This window comes from Mesorhizobium sp. WSM4976 (assembly GCF_029625685.1).
Lineage (GTDB): Bacteria > Pseudomonadota > Alphaproteobacteria > Rhizobiales > Rhizobiaceae > Mesorhizobium.
The window spans coordinates 1-13,932 of the sequence record NZ_JARTVT010000013.1 but is presented as its reverse complement, the minus strand read 5'-3'; the positions used below and the strand labels follow the sequence as shown (position 1 = coordinate 13,932).

General features: G+C 62.8%; 17 protein-coding genes and 2 tRNA genes. 17 read left to right on the top strand and 2 right to left on the bottom strand.

The window, feature by feature from the left end; all coding sequences use genetic code 11:
* Positions 1-40 precede the first annotated feature (40 nt).
* The 4 genes from P9272_RS17150 to P9272_RS17135 are packed head-to-tail and all read left to right on the top strand — an operon-like array spanning position 41 to position 2,916.
* Complete coding sequence (locus tag P9272_RS17150) at positions 41-637, top strand: TadE/TadG family type IV pilus assembly protein (RefSeq protein ID WP_278161421.1); 597 nt, start codon at positions 41-43, stop codon at positions 635-637.
* Positions 634-1,797 carry an AAA family ATPase gene (locus P9272_RS17145; RefSeq protein WP_278161420.1) on the top strand — a complete coding sequence of 388 codons (1,164 nt, stop codon included), beginning with the start codon at positions 634-636 and terminating at the stop codon, positions 1,795-1,797. Before P9272_RS17150 ends, P9272_RS17145 begins: the two co-directional genes overlap by 4 nt.
* Positions 1,784-2,359, top strand: coding sequence for a L,D-transpeptidase (locus tag P9272_RS17140; protein ID WP_278161419.1), 576 nt, complete (start codon positions 1,784-1,786; stop codon positions 2,357-2,359). Before P9272_RS17145 ends, P9272_RS17140 begins: the two co-directional genes overlap by 14 nt.
* The gene (locus tag P9272_RS17135; protein WP_278161418.1) at positions 2,356-2,916 is read left to right on the top strand and encodes a hypothetical protein; all 561 of its coding nucleotides are present in this window, start codon (positions 2,356-2,358) and stop codon (positions 2,914-2,916) included. Before P9272_RS17140 ends, P9272_RS17135 begins: the two co-directional genes overlap by 4 nt.
* Positions 2,917-2,954: 38 nt before the next feature.
* On the opposite strand, the gene P9272_RS17130 is transcribed toward P9272_RS17135, so the two are convergent.
* On the bottom strand, positions 2,955-3,491 hold the full coding sequence (locus tag P9272_RS17130; RefSeq protein WP_278161417.1) for a hypothetical protein: 537 nt from the start codon (positions 3,489-3,491) through the stop codon (positions 2,955-2,957).
* A 205-nt stretch (positions 3,492-3,696) separates the two neighbouring features.
* On the opposite strand from P9272_RS17130, the gene P9272_RS17125 reads away from it, so the two are divergent.
* Together P9272_RS17125 and P9272_RS17120 are read left to right on the top strand one after the other, a co-directional pair.
* Entirely contained in the window at positions 3,697-4,407 is a 711-nt protein-coding gene (locus P9272_RS17125) for a thermonuclease family protein (protein WP_278161416.1), read from the top strand.
* A gap of 254 nt (positions 4,408-4,661) precedes the next feature.
* Positions 4,662-5,408, top strand: a complete 747-nt coding sequence (locus P9272_RS17120; protein ID WP_278161415.1) for a GGDEF domain-containing protein — start codon at positions 4,662-4,664, stop codon at positions 5,406-5,408.
* A 209-nt stretch (positions 5,409-5,617) separates the two neighbouring features.
* Here the strand turns inward: P9272_RS17120 and P9272_RS17115 are convergent.
* A tRNA-Thr gene (locus tag P9272_RS17115) sits at positions 5,618-5,692 on the bottom strand.
* 328 nt (positions 5,693-6,020) lie between these two features.
* Here P9272_RS17115 and P9272_RS17110 point away from each other — a divergent pair.
* From P9272_RS17110 to P9272_RS17060, 11 genes are all read left to right on the top strand, one after another.
* Entirely contained in the window at positions 6,021-6,221 is a 201-nt protein-coding gene (locus P9272_RS17110) for a hypothetical protein (RefSeq protein ID WP_128258274.1), read from the top strand.
* 138 nt (positions 6,222-6,359) lie between these two features.
* Positions 6,360-7,652 carry a UDP-N-acetylglucosamine 1-carboxyvinyltransferase gene (murA, locus tag P9272_RS17105; protein WP_278161414.1) on the top strand — a complete coding sequence of 431 codons (1,293 nt, stop codon included), beginning with the start codon at positions 6,360-6,362 and terminating at the stop codon, positions 7,650-7,652.
* A gap of 178 nt (positions 7,653-7,830) precedes the next feature.
* Positions 7,831-8,265 (top strand): DUF2948 family protein, encoded by a 435-nt coding sequence (locus tag P9272_RS17100; RefSeq protein ID WP_128258276.1) that lies wholly within the window; start codon positions 7,831-7,833, stop codon positions 8,263-8,265.
* Between the two features lie 6 nt (positions 8,266-8,271).
* Complete coding sequence (hisD, locus tag P9272_RS17095; protein WP_278161413.1) at positions 8,272-9,564, top strand: histidinol dehydrogenase; 1,293 nt, start codon at positions 8,272-8,274, stop codon at positions 9,562-9,564.
* A gap of 2 nt (positions 9,565-9,566) precedes the next feature.
* Complete coding sequence (locus tag P9272_RS17090) at positions 9,567-10,052, top strand: UPF0262 family protein (protein WP_278161412.1); 486 nt, start codon at positions 9,567-9,569, stop codon at positions 10,050-10,052.
* 214 nt (positions 10,053-10,266) lie between these two features.
* Positions 10,267-10,716, top strand: coding sequence for a low molecular weight phosphatase family protein (locus P9272_RS17085; protein WP_278161411.1), 450 nt, complete (start codon positions 10,267-10,269; stop codon positions 10,714-10,716).
* Between the two features lie 176 nt (positions 10,717-10,892).
* Positions 10,893-11,111 (top strand): translation initiation factor IF-1, encoded by a 219-nt coding sequence (infA, locus tag P9272_RS17080; RefSeq protein ID WP_006200926.1) that lies wholly within the window; start codon positions 10,893-10,895, stop codon positions 11,109-11,111.
* 19 nt (positions 11,112-11,130) lie between these two features.
* A complete protein-coding gene (locus P9272_RS17075) occupies positions 11,131-11,757 on the top strand; it encodes a Maf-like protein (protein WP_128258279.1) in 627 nt (208 codons plus the stop codon).
* A complete protein-coding gene (yacG, locus tag P9272_RS17070; protein WP_278161410.1) occupies positions 11,754-11,975 on the top strand; it encodes a DNA gyrase inhibitor YacG in 222 nt (73 codons plus the stop codon). Before P9272_RS17075 ends, yacG begins: the two co-directional genes overlap by 4 nt.
* Positions 11,976-12,252: 277 nt before the next feature.
* A tRNA-Phe gene (locus P9272_RS17065) sits at positions 12,253-12,328 on the top strand.
* Positions 12,329-12,540: 212 nt separating this feature from the next.
* Positions 12,541-13,845 carry an integrase arm-type DNA-binding domain-containing protein gene (locus P9272_RS17060; protein ID WP_278161409.1) on the top strand — a complete coding sequence of 435 codons (1,305 nt, stop codon included), beginning with the start codon at positions 12,541-12,543 and terminating at the stop codon, positions 13,843-13,845.
* Positions 13,846-13,932 lie beyond the last annotated feature (87 nt).

Below are 13,932 nucleotides of genomic sequence, written 5' to 3'. Positions count from 1 at the left end.
GATGATCAGGCGTTTCGCAAAGTCCGAGGAGGGTGCGGCCATGGTGGAGATGACCATCGTCGCGACCCTGCTCTTTGCGTTGACGCTCGGCTTCGTCGATTTCGGCTACGCCTTCTATCAGTGGAATGCGGCAACCAAGGCCGTGCAGATCGGTGCGCGGCTGGCCTCAATATCCGATGCCGTCGCGACCAATCTTGCTACCGCCGTACCGACAGCCAACCCCGGCGCGCCCGTGGTGGCCGGGGCCTACGGTCCGTTCGTTTGCAGTTACAGCAGTGGCACGGGGTCCTGCACCAACAACGGCGGATTCAATGCCGCTGCTTTCAGCCAGATATTCCGCGGCGACACAGCCAATACCAACGACGACACCTGCCCGGCGCTTACCGGCACCCAGCGGCCCGGAATGTGCCACTTCTTCTCGGGTCTGCTGCGCAGCAACGTCGTCGTCACCTACACGGCGACCGGGCTCGGCTACCAGACCCGCCTCGGCGGTCCCGTGCCGACCATCGCAGTCAGCCTTCAGAACCGGACCTTCCAGTTCTTCTTCCTCCAGGGACTGATGGGCTTCGCGAACATCAACATGCCCTCCATGCTTAGCACGGTCACGGGCGAAGATTTGAAGAGCACATGGCCATGAACGCCATCGACACCAGAGTCCTCCCGACCAAGCGCAAGCAGGTGGCGCTGTTTTCGTCGGATCCGAACTTCAAGCGCGATGTCACCACACGGCTCGACGCGCTGGCGATCTATGACGTCAAGGTCTCGGATGCGGCGGAGTTCCTCAAAGGACCGCCTGCCGACAGCCGGCCGGGCATCATCATCCTCGATCTCGGCAATGGCGAACTGCTCGGCAATGCGGCGATCGTCGAGGCGCGTGCGGCCTGGGCTTCGGTGCCGCTGATCGCGATCTCCGACGAGCTCACCTCCGAGCAGACGCGCGTCCTGGTGCGCATGAATGCGTCCGACTGGCTGCACAAGCCGCTCGACGCCAAGGAGCTGCTCAACGCCGTCACCTTCCACGACACCGGCAACCAGGGCACCAAGAGCCGCATCATCACCTTCATTGCGGCCAGCGGCGGTGCCGGCGCCACCACGCTGGCGATCTCGGCGGCGGAGTACCTGGCCTCGAAGTCGGCCGAGCGGGCGGCCGCGACCTGCCTCGTGGACCTCGATTTCCAGAGCGCCAATTGCGGCGCCTATCTCAACCAGTTCAACCAGTTCGACCTTTCCGGCATCATCGGCCAGCCGGACCGGCTCGATGTCGAGCTCATGGACGTCATCAAGCTGTCGCGGCCGTCGGGCCTCACGCTCTATTCCTTCGAGCGGCCGCAGCTGCCATTCGAGCCGCACGGTTCGGACTTCGTGTTCCGGCTGCTCGATCTCGTCGCCTACCGCTTCGACAACATCGTGATCGACCTGCCCAACATCGAGACGCCGTGGCATGATTCGGTACTGCGCACGAGCGACGAGATCTTCATCGTCTTCGAGCTCAACGTCGCCTCGCTGAGACAAGGCAAGCGGCTCTACAAGAAGATCCGCGAGTTGCGCGGCAACAAGGTGAGCATCACGCTGGTCGCCAACAAGCACAAGCGCAAATGGTTCGGCAACCACTTCTCGCGCAGCGAGCTGGAGAAGATCTTCAAGGCGCCCCACATCAAGTCACTGGCGCTGGACAACGCGCTCCTGGCCGACGCGCTGAACCGCGCCATCCTGCCTTCCGAGGTGGATGGACGCGCGCGTTTCAACAAGGACCTCAAGCGCATGTTCAAGGAGCGGCTGGACAATGCCCAGCGCTAGCCGCCGCCCCGCCACGCATTTTGTGGCCGCTTGCCTGATTGGCGTTGCGTCGATGTCGATCTGTGGTTTCGCGGAAGGCGGATCGAGCCTGCCTCCCCTGCCCGCCATGGGCCCAAGCCTGCGCAAAGCGGTCGCCTTCCAGACCAGCGAGCAGCCGGGCACCATCGTCATCCGCAAGAACGAGAAAGCGCTCTATTTGGTGACCGATCAGGGCCAGGCGCTGCGCTACCAGATCAGCGTCGGCCGCGACGGCTTCGGCTGGACCGGGACGGTCAAGGTTGCGTCGAAAGCCGAATGGCCGGAATGGCGCCCACCGAAGGAGATGCGCGCGCGTCAGCCGGAACTGCCGGCCAGGGTCCCGGCCGGTCCCTACAATCCGCTCGGCGCCAGGGCGCTTTATCTTTCGCGCGACGGGCGCGACACGCTCTATCGCATCCATGGCACCAACGATCCCAAGGGCGTCGGTTTCGACGGCACGTCCGGATGTTTCCGGCTGACGAACACCGATGTGATCGATCTCTTCAAGCGCGTCGCGGTGGGCGCAAAGGTGGTGGTTGAATGACGATGATCAGCGAGCCGGACGTTCCGGCAATCGAACTCGGTCACCGGGAAACCGTTCCGGGAAAGCCCAGCCGGGCCAGGATGATCGGCGTCATCGCCGTCGGCGCGGTGCTTGTCACCGCCGTCAACGTGACGGCCGCGGTCTATCTCTATCGCGGCGTCAACGACCTCAGGACGATGGAGGCGCGGCTGGATCAACTCGGCCAGTTCGAGCAGCGCATCGGCGCCCGTATCGACGCCGTCAACAACGGTTTCCAGAGCCGGTTCGAGACGCTGGACCGCCAGTTGCAGGCGAATTTCGGCCAGATCAACGGCAATATAGCCAAGCTGGAGCAAGGCCAGCCGGTCGCGGCCGGCGAGCCGGCGCCCGGCGCGTCCGAGCCGGCTATGCTCGGCAACACAACGGTGGCGGATGCGTCCGCGACCGACGAAGGCGGTGCCGCTCCCGCCGATGCGCAGCCCTCGATCAAGCGGAAGGTGACGCCTCCAGGCCCGAACCCCTCCTACCAGCGCATCCAGCAGCCCGACGGCAAGGTCTACTACAAGAAGATCAACTGAGCCCTCGGCTGTTCCGCCGCCCGGCCCCGAACGGCCGGCTACAGATCGCGCTGCAGCGCAAGCACGCGGACCGCGCGGGCCTCGGCGCGCGCCTTGGCCTCGCGCAGAAATACGACATGGCAGTAAGCGCAGGCCGCCAAGCCCAGGCATAGCACCAAGCAGTTTTGCAAGCTGAAATCGACCATCACTGAGAACTGCAGGCCACGAGACGTTGTGAAGGCGGCAACGGTGCTCGCCGTTTCCGCGTGGCTGCTCAGCATCATCATCAGCCCGGCAAAAATTACTGCAAGATGATTGGCCAGAAAGAAGCCGGCCGACCTCTTTGCCTGGCAAATCGTCCAGCAGGCGCCCGCCGCGAAAACAAGGATAGCGGCGTCGAGCGCCATCGACCCGCCGAGATAGACATGCGCCTGCTGCCAGAACATGGTCGAGAACGGCCGCAGCGCCAGCCAGGCGTGCCACACGGCGGGGCTGGCCGGATAGAAGCCGAGAAGCAGCGCCGCCATCCGCTCCGCCGCCAGCAGAACCAGCATCAGGGCCGGAAAGGCAAAAAGCAGTATCGGCTTGCGCATCATGTCATCCCCTCGACATCCGATGACCGATTCTAGAATGCATTGGTTGCGTGAGACTTAACGCAACGCCTTGCTTTTCAAGGAATGTCGCTCATGTCTAATGTGTGGACGGGTTCAACGGTCGGGGCGGCGCCGTGTCGACAGGAGCTAACAGGTCGGGCTCGAGCGACACCACCGGCTATCGGCACGATCCCATGGAGGCCCGCTCGTGAGCCAGGCGAAACCGCGCAGCCGCCCGCTGCTGGCGCCGATGATCGGTGGTCTCGGGCTGCTCGCCGGCATGCTGCTGATCGCGGAGGGCAGGCGCTGGCTGCCGCCCGGCCCGCCGCCCGTCACGCCACTCCAAGATGCCGGCGACCTCAAGACGGCCTCTCAGGTCCCGGTTCAAGACACGCGGCCGGGCGAGCCGGCACGGAAGATCGCCGAGGATCTCATTGCGCCGCCGCCGCTCGACCCGTCCGGGATCGAGCGCATCGAGCCGCGCCCCCCGCTCGGCGAACTCGGGCTCGCGCCGCGACCGAAAACGCCGATGCCGCGGGATTGGCGCGAGACGCTGCTTTTCGGTCCGGTGGCGACCTCCTCGGTGGTCTTCGAGGCCATGGGACGCACGGTCGCCATCAGCGGGACGATCGACATAGACCCCCACAGGACCTGCACGTTCGACAAGGCCGCCTGGCCCTGCGGCCAGCGGGCGCGGGCCGCCTTCAACGCCTGGCTGCGCGGCCGGGCGCTGAGATGCTTCCTGCCGCCGGATGACGACCGCTTCGCCATCGCCGCGCCCTGCGCGCTCGGCAAGCAGGATGTCGGCGCCTGGCTTGTCTCCAACGGCTGGGCGATGGCCGCTCACAACGGCATCTACGGCAAGGCAGAAGCGGTGGCGAGAGAAGCCAGGATGGGCATTTTCGGCCCGCCGCAATAGGGCAATCGCGGGAAAGCCCATGAACAGTTGCGTCATGGAATTGCGTGAAAGCAGAATGGTCAGACCGATTAAGCGATTCTAGAAAGCATGGGCTGCTCCAACGGCCGGGCAAGTCATCAAGCGCGCAAGCTGCGGGCCCGACCCAGCGCTTCCCATGGAGAAGAAGCCGACTTTGCATCAAATTGTACGCTTCCCTGAAACCGAAATTGCAACGGACCTCCTGTAAGCCAATGCGTCGAACAGGAGATTGGCCCTTGATCACGAAAACACCGACCGCCCCGGCTCAAACATGGAGGCATCTCATCTTGCTGGCCGTGCTTGGCACCGCCGGGTGTGTCGTCCTTTCGCTCGCGCTGAACTACCTGATGCTTTTCAGCGACAGCCTGACGCCGTTCGCCCGAGGGGCTGTCACGGCCATCATCGTGCCGATCGTCATCGGCCTGCCGCTGTTTGCGCTGCTAGGCTGGCAACAGATCGAAATCCGCCGCTACCGGCAGGAACTCACCAAATCCGGCACCTACGACCAGCTGACCGGCTGCCTGAATGGCAAAGTGTTCACATCGATGGTCGACAGGAGGTCCGCGAGACCGGCCGGTCCTCGCTCCGGCGCCTTCCTGGTCATCCATCCGGAGCATCTGGCGTCGATCAACCTGCGCTTCGGTCTGGAATGGGGTGACGAGGCCTTGCGGCTGATCGCATCGGCCATCCGATCCTCGGTGCGCAAGGACGATCTGATCGGCCGGATCGGAACCTCGATGTTCGGCGTCTTCCTGCCGGGCGCGAGCGAAGAGGATGCCAAGGACGTCGGCGAACGCGTTCGCGGCGCGGTCGGCGAAATCTATTTCGCGCCGAAAGGCGACAAGGACGTGCTTGCGATCAGCGTCGGCGGCGTCATTTTCGAGCGCGAGCTGGATTTCGAGGACATGTTCCGCTTCGCGGAGGAAGGCATGGCCGAAGCACCTGACGAAGCCGGCCTGCGGCTGTCGCACGTCACCAACTGAGCCGGCGCGATCGGTCGGCTTCTTGGGCGCACCGGTAAACCGGCTAGGTGCTGTGGTGGCCCAAGAGCTGGAGGCCTCGCCCGGAATTGAAGGATTTGCAGTCTTCTGCATGAACCATTCCGCCACGAGGCTTCACAGGCGAGGCATCGCCATAGATTGGCGCCAGACCATCGTCAAGCGCGTCCAGCCAACAGTTCCCGGGAAAGTGCTGGTGCTGCGAGAGAGGATTGAACTCTCGACCTCTCCCTTACCAAGGGAGTGCTCTACCACTGAGCTACCGCAGCCTGCGATGGCGGCGCTTCTGCCATATCGAACCGGCAAGCGCAAGGCCAAGAAAAACCCAAATCCTCGAATGCGATTCTTGCCAACAATTATGCGGCTCGAAGCAGCGTGCGCGGCTGATCCACAGCGTAAAGCGCGTCGCAATCTTTCAGATTCGCTCCATGCGCTTTAGGTTTTTGATTTTACGCATGTCTTTATCCCAAAACCGGTTCCCACTTTCGGGAGACATGCTTCAAACCCGCCCGACCGCCTGCTTTCATGACACCGCCGGGCCAAAATGCTAGCAATTGCGGAATCGCAGCCGGCTGACCACCGGTTAGGGATTGGACGATGGGCGAGAAGACAAATCCACCGAAAAAGGGCGAAGCCGCGCGCAAGGAACGGTTGGCAGAGGCGCTGCGCTCCAATCTGCAGAAGCGCAAGGCGCAGACGCGATCGCGGCGCGCGGGCGACGCTGACAAGCAGAGCGCCCGTGATGCCGATCAGCGGTCGGAAGGCTTGCCGGCTGCTGGAAAAATGCACAAGGACTGACCAAATCGGCCATACTGCCCGGCCATAGTCGACCCGGTTTTAGGAAAATCCTACTTCTTGAACCAAGCCGGCCAATGGTCTAAGCCGGGCCACTCAACCGATTGAAGCGGCCTGTTCGGGCCGAGGGGACGTTTTCTCATGGATCGCATCAGAATTGTCGGCGGCAATGAGCTTGCCGGTACCATTCCGATCTCGGGCGCCAAGAACGCGGCATTGCCGCTGATGATCGCCTCGTTGCTCACCGACGACACGCTGACGCTCGAAAACGTGCCGCATCTGGCCGATGTCGAGCAGCTGATCCGCATCCTCGGCAATCACGGCGTCGACTATTCCGTCAACGGCCGCCGTGAGAGCCAGCAGAAAGGCTATTCGCGCACCATCAATTTTTCCGCCCGCAACATCGTCGACACCACCGCGCCCTACGAGCTCGTGTCGAAGATGCGCGCCTCGTTCTGGGTTATCGGCCCGCTGCTTGCCCGCATGGGCGAGGCCAAGGTATCGCTGCCCGGCGGCTGCGCCATCGGCACGCGCCCGGTCGACCTATTCCTCGAGGGCCTACAGGCTCTGGACGCCGAGCTCGACGTCGACAATGGCTATGTCGTGGCCAGGACCAGGAACGGCCGTCTCCACGGCAATCGCTACGTGTTCCCGAAGGTCTCGGTCGGCGCCACCCATGTGCTGATGATGGCGGCCTCGCTCGCCAAGGGCGAGACGGTGCTCGAAAACGCCGCTCGCGAGCCGGAGATCGTCAACCTCGCCGAATGCCTGATCGCCATGGGCGCCAAGATCCATGGTGCCGGCAGCTCCACCATCACCATCCAGGGCGTCGAGGCGATGTCCGGCGCCCGCGTGCGTGTCATCCCCGACCGCATCGAGACCGGCACATACGCGATGGCCGTCGCCATGACCGGCGGCGATGTGATGCTGGAAGGCGCGCGGCCCGACCTGTTGCAGACGGCGCTCGACGTTCTCGTCGAGACTGGCGCCGAGATCACGCCGACCAATGAGGGCATCCGCGTCAAGCGCAACGGAGCCGGCGTTGCGCCGGTCGACGTGACCACCGCCCCCTTCCCCGCCTTCCCCACCGACCTGCAGGCGCAGTTCATGGGCCTGATGACCATGGCCAAGGGCAAGTCGCGCATCACTGAGACGATCTTCGAGAACCGTTTCATGCATGTGCAGGAGCTTGCCCGCCTCGGCGCCCACATCACGCTATCCGGCCAGACGGCGATCGTCGACGGGGTCGCCAAGCTGAAGGGCGCTCCCGTGATGGCGACCGACCTGCGCGCCTCGGTGTCCCTGGTGATCGCCGGGCTCGCAGCCGAAGGCGAGACCACGGTCAACCGCGTCTACCACCTCGACCGGGGCTTCGAGCGGCTGGAAGAGAAGCTCTCCGGCTGCGGCGCGGTGATCGAGCGCATTTCGGGCTGACGTTCCGCGGCATTCCTTCCGAGTGGTTGCGCCGAGCGGAAAGACCCACTAGAGCGTGGAGTTCAACCACGCTCTAGCTTTTTGTGTGAGCATGATCCTTACCGGAAACCGGTTTCCACTTTTCGGGATCATGCTCTAACAGAACGCTGAATTGTCAACGTTCAGGTGCGCATCCCGCATGGCAGCTCTCAAGCTCATCGCGCTCGACGATCAGGATCTGAGCATCGTCTCGGCGCATGTCCAGGACGCCGTGATGAAGGTCTCCGACTTGGAGTACCTGCCGGCGGCCAAGCGCTTCGTGCTCACCATGAACCGCTTCGTCTGGGAAGCAAAATCGGGCCTCTTCCGCCAGCATAACGAACGGCGGCAGAGCGTCCTGCACTTCGACCGGGTGCTCGGCGTCAAGACCAGCGGCATTCCACGCGACAAGCCGGCTGAAGTGCTGTCGCTGCTGGCGATCAGCTTCATTGCCATCAGCAAGCCGGCCGGCATCGTCGAATTGGTGTTTTCGGGCGGCGGCACCATCATGCTCGACGTCGAATGCATCGAGGCCAGGCTTGCCGACGTCGGTGGTTCCTGGGAAGCCACCTCGCGACCGGTCCACAGAGGCTAACGCGCAATGGCAATAACGCTCCGCCAGCAAGAGGCTGATTTTGAACAGCGTTTTTCGGCCTTTCTCATCACCAAGCGCGAGGTTTCGGCCGATGTCGAGGCCGTCGTGCGGGACATCATCGCCCGCGTGCGCGCCGAAGGCGACAAGGCGCTGATCGACTACACGCTGAAGTTCGACAAAGCCGATCTCAGCGCGCTCGGCATCGCCGTCTCGAAAAGCGACATCGCCAGGGCCTATGAAGCGGCCGATCCGGCCACCGTGGAGGCGCTCAAATTCGCGCGCGACCGTATCCGCTCGCATCATGAGCGGCAGAAGCCGAAGGACGATCGCTACACGGATGCCGCCGGCGTCGAGCTTGGTTCGCGATGGACGGCGGTCGAAGCCGTCGGCCTTTACGTGCCGGGCGGCACGGCGAGCTATCCCAGCTCGGTGCTGATGAACGCCGTGCCGGCCAAGGTCGCCGGCGTCGAGCGCATCGTCATCGTCGTGCCGGCGTCAGGTGGTATCATCAATCCGCTGGTGCTGGTGGCGGCCGACCTTGCCGGCGTTTCGGAGATTTACCGCGTCGGCGGCGCGCAGGCCGTTGCCGCGCTTGCCTATGGCACCGAGACGATCAGGCCCGTTGCCAAAATCGTCGGGCCGGGCAATGCCTATGTCGCGGCGGCGAAGCGCCAAGTGTTCGGCACGGTCGGCATCGACATGATCGCCGGGCCGTCGGAAGTGCTGGTGGTGGCCGATGCCGACAACGATCCGGACTGGATCGCCGCCGACCTGTTGGCGCAGGCCGAGCATGATGTCTCGGCGCAGTCGATCCTGATCACCGACAATGCCGAATTCGGCAAGTCGGTCGAGCAGGCGGTCGAACGCCAGCTGAAAGTCCTGCCGCGCGCCGAGACGGCGGCCGCCAGTTGGCGCGATTTCGGCGCGGTGATCCTTGTGCCGACACTGGAGGCCTCGCTGCCGCTGGTCGACCGGATCGCGGCGGAGCATGTCGAGCTCGCCTTCGACGATGCCGAGGACTACCTTTGCAGGATGCGCAACGCGGGCGCCGTGTTCATTGGGCGGCATACGCCCGAAGTCATCGGCGACTATGTCGGCGGCTCCAATCACGTTCTGCCGACGGCACGCTCGGCGCGCTTCTCCTCGGGTCTGTCCGTGCTCGATTTCGTCAAGCGCAGCTCGATCCTGAAGCTCGGGCCGGAGCAGCTCAAGGCGCTGGCGCCCGCCGCGATCGCGCTCGCCACGGCGGAAGGGCTCGATGCGCATGCCCGCTCCGTCGCGATCAGGCTGAACATGTAGCAATGTCCGGCCGTCACCAAACCCGCGACAGGCTGATCGACGTCGAGCTCGACGAAACGATCGGACGTTCGACGCCCGACGTCGAGCACGAGCGGGCGGTGGCGATCTTCGACCTCATCGAGGAAAACAGTTTCAAGCCGGTCAACGACGGCGGCGCCGGTCCCTACAAGCTCAAGCTGTCGTTGGCTGAGTCGCGCCTGGTCTTTGCCGTCAGCCGCGAGAACGGCGCAGAGGTGGTCACCCACATCCTGTCGCTGACGCCGCTGAGGCGCATCGTCAAGGACTATTACCTGATCTGCGAGAGCTATTACGAGGCCATCCGTTCCTCGACGCCCAGCCATATCGAGGCGATCGACATGGGGCGGCGCGGCCTTCACAATGAGGGCTCGCAGACCCTGATGGACCGGCTCGCCGGCAAGATCGAGATCGACTTCGACACGGCGCGGCGGCTGTTCACGCTGGTCTGCGTGCTGCACTGGCGGGGCTAGATCAGGATGACGTTTCGTTGAACCGCCATCCTGATCCAGCTCTTTGTTGGAGCATGATCCTTTCCAAAAACCGGTTCCCACTTTTTGGGATCATACTCTTTGGTTGGAGCATGATCTTTTCCAAAAACCGGTTCCCACTTTTTGGGATCATGCTCTTTGGTTGGAGCATGATCTTTTCCAAAAACCGGTTCCCACTTTTTGGGATCATGCTCTAGTGCCCGGCCTGCCTCACTCGATCCTGTTTCTGTGCGGCATGAACGCCGTGCGCTCGCCGATCGCGGAGCAATTGGCGCGCCGCATGCTGCCCGCCGCCACATTCGTCGCGTCAGCCGGCGTGCGCGCCGGCGAGCGCGATCCGTTCGTCGATGCCGTGCTTGCCGAGGAAGGATTCTCGCTCGGCGGGCGCCAGCCCAGGACACTGGAGGATCTGGAAGATGATTATTTCGACTTGATCGTGACCCTGGCGCCGGAGGCGCATCACGCAGCGCTCGAACTCACCCGCTCGCTCGCCGTCGAGGTCGAATACTGGCCGATGCCCGATCCAACCGACACCGGCGGCACGCGTGAGCACATCATGGCCGCCTATCGCGACGTGCGCGAGCGGCTGAAGGCGCGCATAAGCCGACGTTTCCTGCTTCCGGAGGTTAAAAACGCGACGGATTAAGCGTGTTCACAAGCGGGCGATTATCATATAGGTTCCGCCGCAAAATCCGGTTGGAGTCGGCGGTTTCCTGAAACGGTCCGACCCCAGATGGAGCATAGATGTCGTCCGAAACACCGCTTCACCATTTCGGCATCGTGCTCCAGGCGCCGGAACCGTAATCCAAGCAAAGGTATCGAATGCCGAAGGAAGAAGTCCTCGAGTTTCCAGGTGTGGTCACCGAACTGCTGCCCAACGCGATGTTCCGGGTGAAGCTCGAAAACGAACATGAAATCATCGCCCACACGGCCGGCCGCATGCGCAAGAACCGCATTCGCGTGCTGACTGGCGACAAGGTACTGGTCGAGATGACGCCTTACGACCTGACCAAGGGCCGCATCACCTACCGTTTCAAGTAGCAAATCGGCGCGAACCGCGATGAGCATCCTGCAGAAGCTCGTGCTTGCCTCGGGTTCGCCGCGCCGCATCGAACTCTTGCAGCAGGCCGGTATCGAGCCGGACCGTGTGCTGCCCGCCGACGTCGACGAGACGCCGCAGCGCGCCGAGCATCCGCGTTCGCTGGCCAGGCGCCTGTCCAAGGACAAGGCCGAGAAGGCGCTGGCCTCGCTTAAAGGCGAGGAAGGTTTCGCGCCCGCCTTCATCCTCGCCGCCGACACGGTGGTGGCGGTGGGCCGACGCATCTTGCCCAAGGCCGAGACCATCGACGACGCCATCAACTGCCTCGGCCTGCTCTCCGGCCGCTCGCACCGGGTCTATTCCGGCGTCTGCCTGATCACGCCGGGCGGCAAGCTGCGCCAGCGGCTGGTGGAAACCAAGGTGCGCTTCAAGCGGTTGCCGCGCGAGGAGATCGACGCCTATGTCGCGTCAGGCGAATGGCGTGGCAAGGCCGGCGGCTATGCCGTGCAGGGCCTGGCCGGTTCCTTCGTCGTCAAGCTGGTCGGCTCCTACACCAATGTGGTCGGCCTTCCGCTTTACGAAAGTATCGCGTTGCTTTCGGGCGAGGGGTTCAAGACGCACCAGAACTGGCACGCCTCACGCTCATGAGCCTGGACGATAAGGTGACACCGCTTCGGCCGAAGCGGCCCTGCCCCGAATGCGGAAAACCTTCCTCGCGCGAACACTATCCGTTCTGCTCCGCGCGCTGCAAGGACATCGACCTCAATCGCTGGCTGAAGGGCGCCTATGTCATTCCCGATCGTGACCGCGATGAGGAAGACGAAGATAGCCCGAAGCCGGGACCCACGCCCCAGGACGAGGGTTAAGCGCAGCTGCCATTGCTTTTCGGTGATTTTTCTTTCCCGACAAAATCAGCGGCTAGGCTAAGTACTTGTTTTCACTCAATCCCGAAAGGGAAAAGAACCGCGCACTTTTCCTGGAATTGCGCTTGTTTCTACGCAATTCCGGGCGGAAAACCGCTGCGCACTTTTCCTGGAATTGCTCTGGACAGCCAAGATACCCGTGCTATAACCCACGCGCTTTCCAGGGGCGCCGCCCGGCGCTCTCGTGAAACCCGGCGGGCGATCCCGTTAGCCGGCGCAGGCCCAGATAGCTCAGTTGGTAGAGCAGCGGACTGAAAATCCGCGTGTCGGTGGTTCGAATCCGCCTCTGGGCACCATCCCCTCTTCTCCCGACAATCCCTTTCGCCGAAGCTTCTACGCTGCAGTTTTTGCAAGCAGCTGAAATTGTTGATATTTTTTCGTCGAATGGCGCATTTGAGCTGGGTGTGGAGCGCTTCGAGCGCATTTGGTCCAACGAGGCGGAGGGATGGTATTTCCGTTGGTAATCGGCATCCTGATGGTATCGAAACAGCCAAGGGAGACCTGACGGATGGCCCTCTCCGACGTGAAATGCCGAAACGCCCGCCCCGCTTCCAAGCTCGTCAAACTATCAGACGGGGGCGGGCTGCAGCTATGGGTGCAGCCCACGGGCTCTCGCCTCTGGAGGCTCGCCTACCGCTTTGACGGCAAGCAGAAACTGCTAGCGCTGGGCAGCTATCCCCTTATCTCCCTCGCCGAGGCGCGCCAGGCGCGCGATGACGCTAAACGGCTCCTGCTGGCTGGCATAGACCCTGGAAAGGAACGCAGCTTGCGGAAGGCCGATTCGGCAAAGGACTCCTTTCGCGCAATTGCGGACGAATATGTTGAGAAGCTGAAGAAGGAGGGACGTGCCGACCGGACGATCAGCAAGGTCAAATGGCTCCTGGACTTTGCCTATCCGACAATCGGCGATATGTGCATTCGGAAGATCGATCCGGCCACCATCCTTACCGCCCTTCGTCGCGTCGAGGTTCGCGGTCGATACGAGTCAGCCAGGCGACTGCGCTCCACCATCGGCACCGTGTTTCGATACGCAATAGCGACCGCACGCGCCGAGGCAGATCCGACGATCGCCCTGAGGGGCGCACTCATCAGTCCGACGGTCACACCTCGTGCCGCGATTACCGACCCTAAGGCCTTGGGCGGCTTACTCAGGGCAGTCGATGCATTCGATGGACAGCCAACAACCAGAGCCGCCCTGAAGCTGATGGCAATGCTGTTTCCCCGACCCGGCGAGCTGCGCGCCGCAGAATGGGAAGAGTTCGATTTCGAAAGCTCGGTTTGGATCATTCCTGAAACACGCATGAAAATGCGACGGCCGCATCGCATACCGCTTTCAAAGCAGGCAGTAAGCGTCCTGACCTCGCTTAAAGAAATCTCTGGTGGTGGATCGCTGCTCTTTCCTGGTGTTCGATCGGTTTCGCGTCCGATTTCCGAAAACACGCTTAACGCCGCCCTTCGCCGCATGGGCTACGGCAAAGAGGAAGCTACTGCGCACGGTTTTCGAGCAACGGCATCAACTCTCCTGAACGAATGCGGAAAATGGCATCCAGATGCCATAGAGCGACAGCTGGCCCACATTGAGAACAACGACGTTCGTCGAGCCTACGCCCGGGCTGAGCACTGGGACGAGCGCGTCCAGATGATGCAATGGTGGGCCGATTATCTCGACGAACTCGAGAGCAAAAACGCGCGGCTAATCTCAATTAGCGATGGCGGCAAGCCTGCTGTCCCTACACCGTCGGGAGGGTCGACTCTGAACCCAACAGCGACGATTCACCAAACGCCAAGGCGAACCCTCAACCTTCGAAGATAATGTCGAGTTCTGGCCTGCTGCCGGTTTTTCGGACACCAGGTTAAGCTAGCATAGCTTGCTCCTCGAACTCGACGGGGCTCAGATAGC

Coding starts and splice junctions, on each gene's coding strand:
- P9272_RS17150 (WP_278161421.1), top strand. CDS start 41: ATGGTGGAGATGACCATCGTCGCGACCCTGCTCTTTGCGTTGACGCTC.
- P9272_RS17145 (WP_278161420.1), top strand. CDS start 634: ATGAACGCCATCGACACCAGAGTCCTCCCGACCAAGCGCAAGCAGGTG.
- P9272_RS17140 (WP_278161419.1), top strand. CDS start 1,784: ATGCCCAGCGCTAGCCGCCGCCCCGCCACGCATTTTGTGGCCGCTTGC.
- P9272_RS17135 (WP_278161418.1), top strand. CDS start 2,356: ATGACGATGATCAGCGAGCCGGACGTTCCGGCAATCGAACTCGGTCAC.
- P9272_RS17130 (WP_278161417.1), bottom strand. CDS start 3,491: ATGATGCGCAAGCCGATACTGCTTTTTGCCTTTCCGGCCCTGATGCTG.
- P9272_RS17110 (WP_128258274.1), top strand. CDS start 6,021: ATGGGCGAGAAGACAAATCCACCGAAAAAGGGCGAAGCCGCGCGCAAG.
- murA (WP_278161414.1), top strand. CDS start 6,360: ATGGATCGCATCAGAATTGTCGGCGGCAATGAGCTTGCCGGTACCATT.
- P9272_RS17100 (WP_128258276.1), top strand. CDS start 7,831: ATGGCAGCTCTCAAGCTCATCGCGCTCGACGATCAGGATCTGAGCATC.
- hisD (WP_278161413.1), top strand. CDS start 8,272: ATGGCAATAACGCTCCGCCAGCAAGAGGCTGATTTTGAACAGCGTTTT.
- P9272_RS17090 (WP_278161412.1), top strand. CDS start 9,567: ATGTCCGGCCGTCACCAAACCCGCGACAGGCTGATCGACGTCGAGCTC.
- infA (WP_006200926.1), top strand. CDS start 10,893: ATGCCGAAGGAAGAAGTCCTCGAGTTTCCAGGTGTGGTCACCGAACTG.
- P9272_RS17075 (WP_128258279.1), top strand. CDS start 11,131: ATGAGCATCCTGCAGAAGCTCGTGCTTGCCTCGGGTTCGCCGCGCCGC.
- yacG (WP_278161410.1), top strand. CDS start 11,754: ATGAGCCTGGACGATAAGGTGACACCGCTTCGGCCGAAGCGGCCCTGC.
- P9272_RS17060 (WP_278161409.1), top strand. CDS start 12,541: ATGGCCCTCTCCGACGTGAAATGCCGAAACGCCCGCCCCGCTTCCAAG.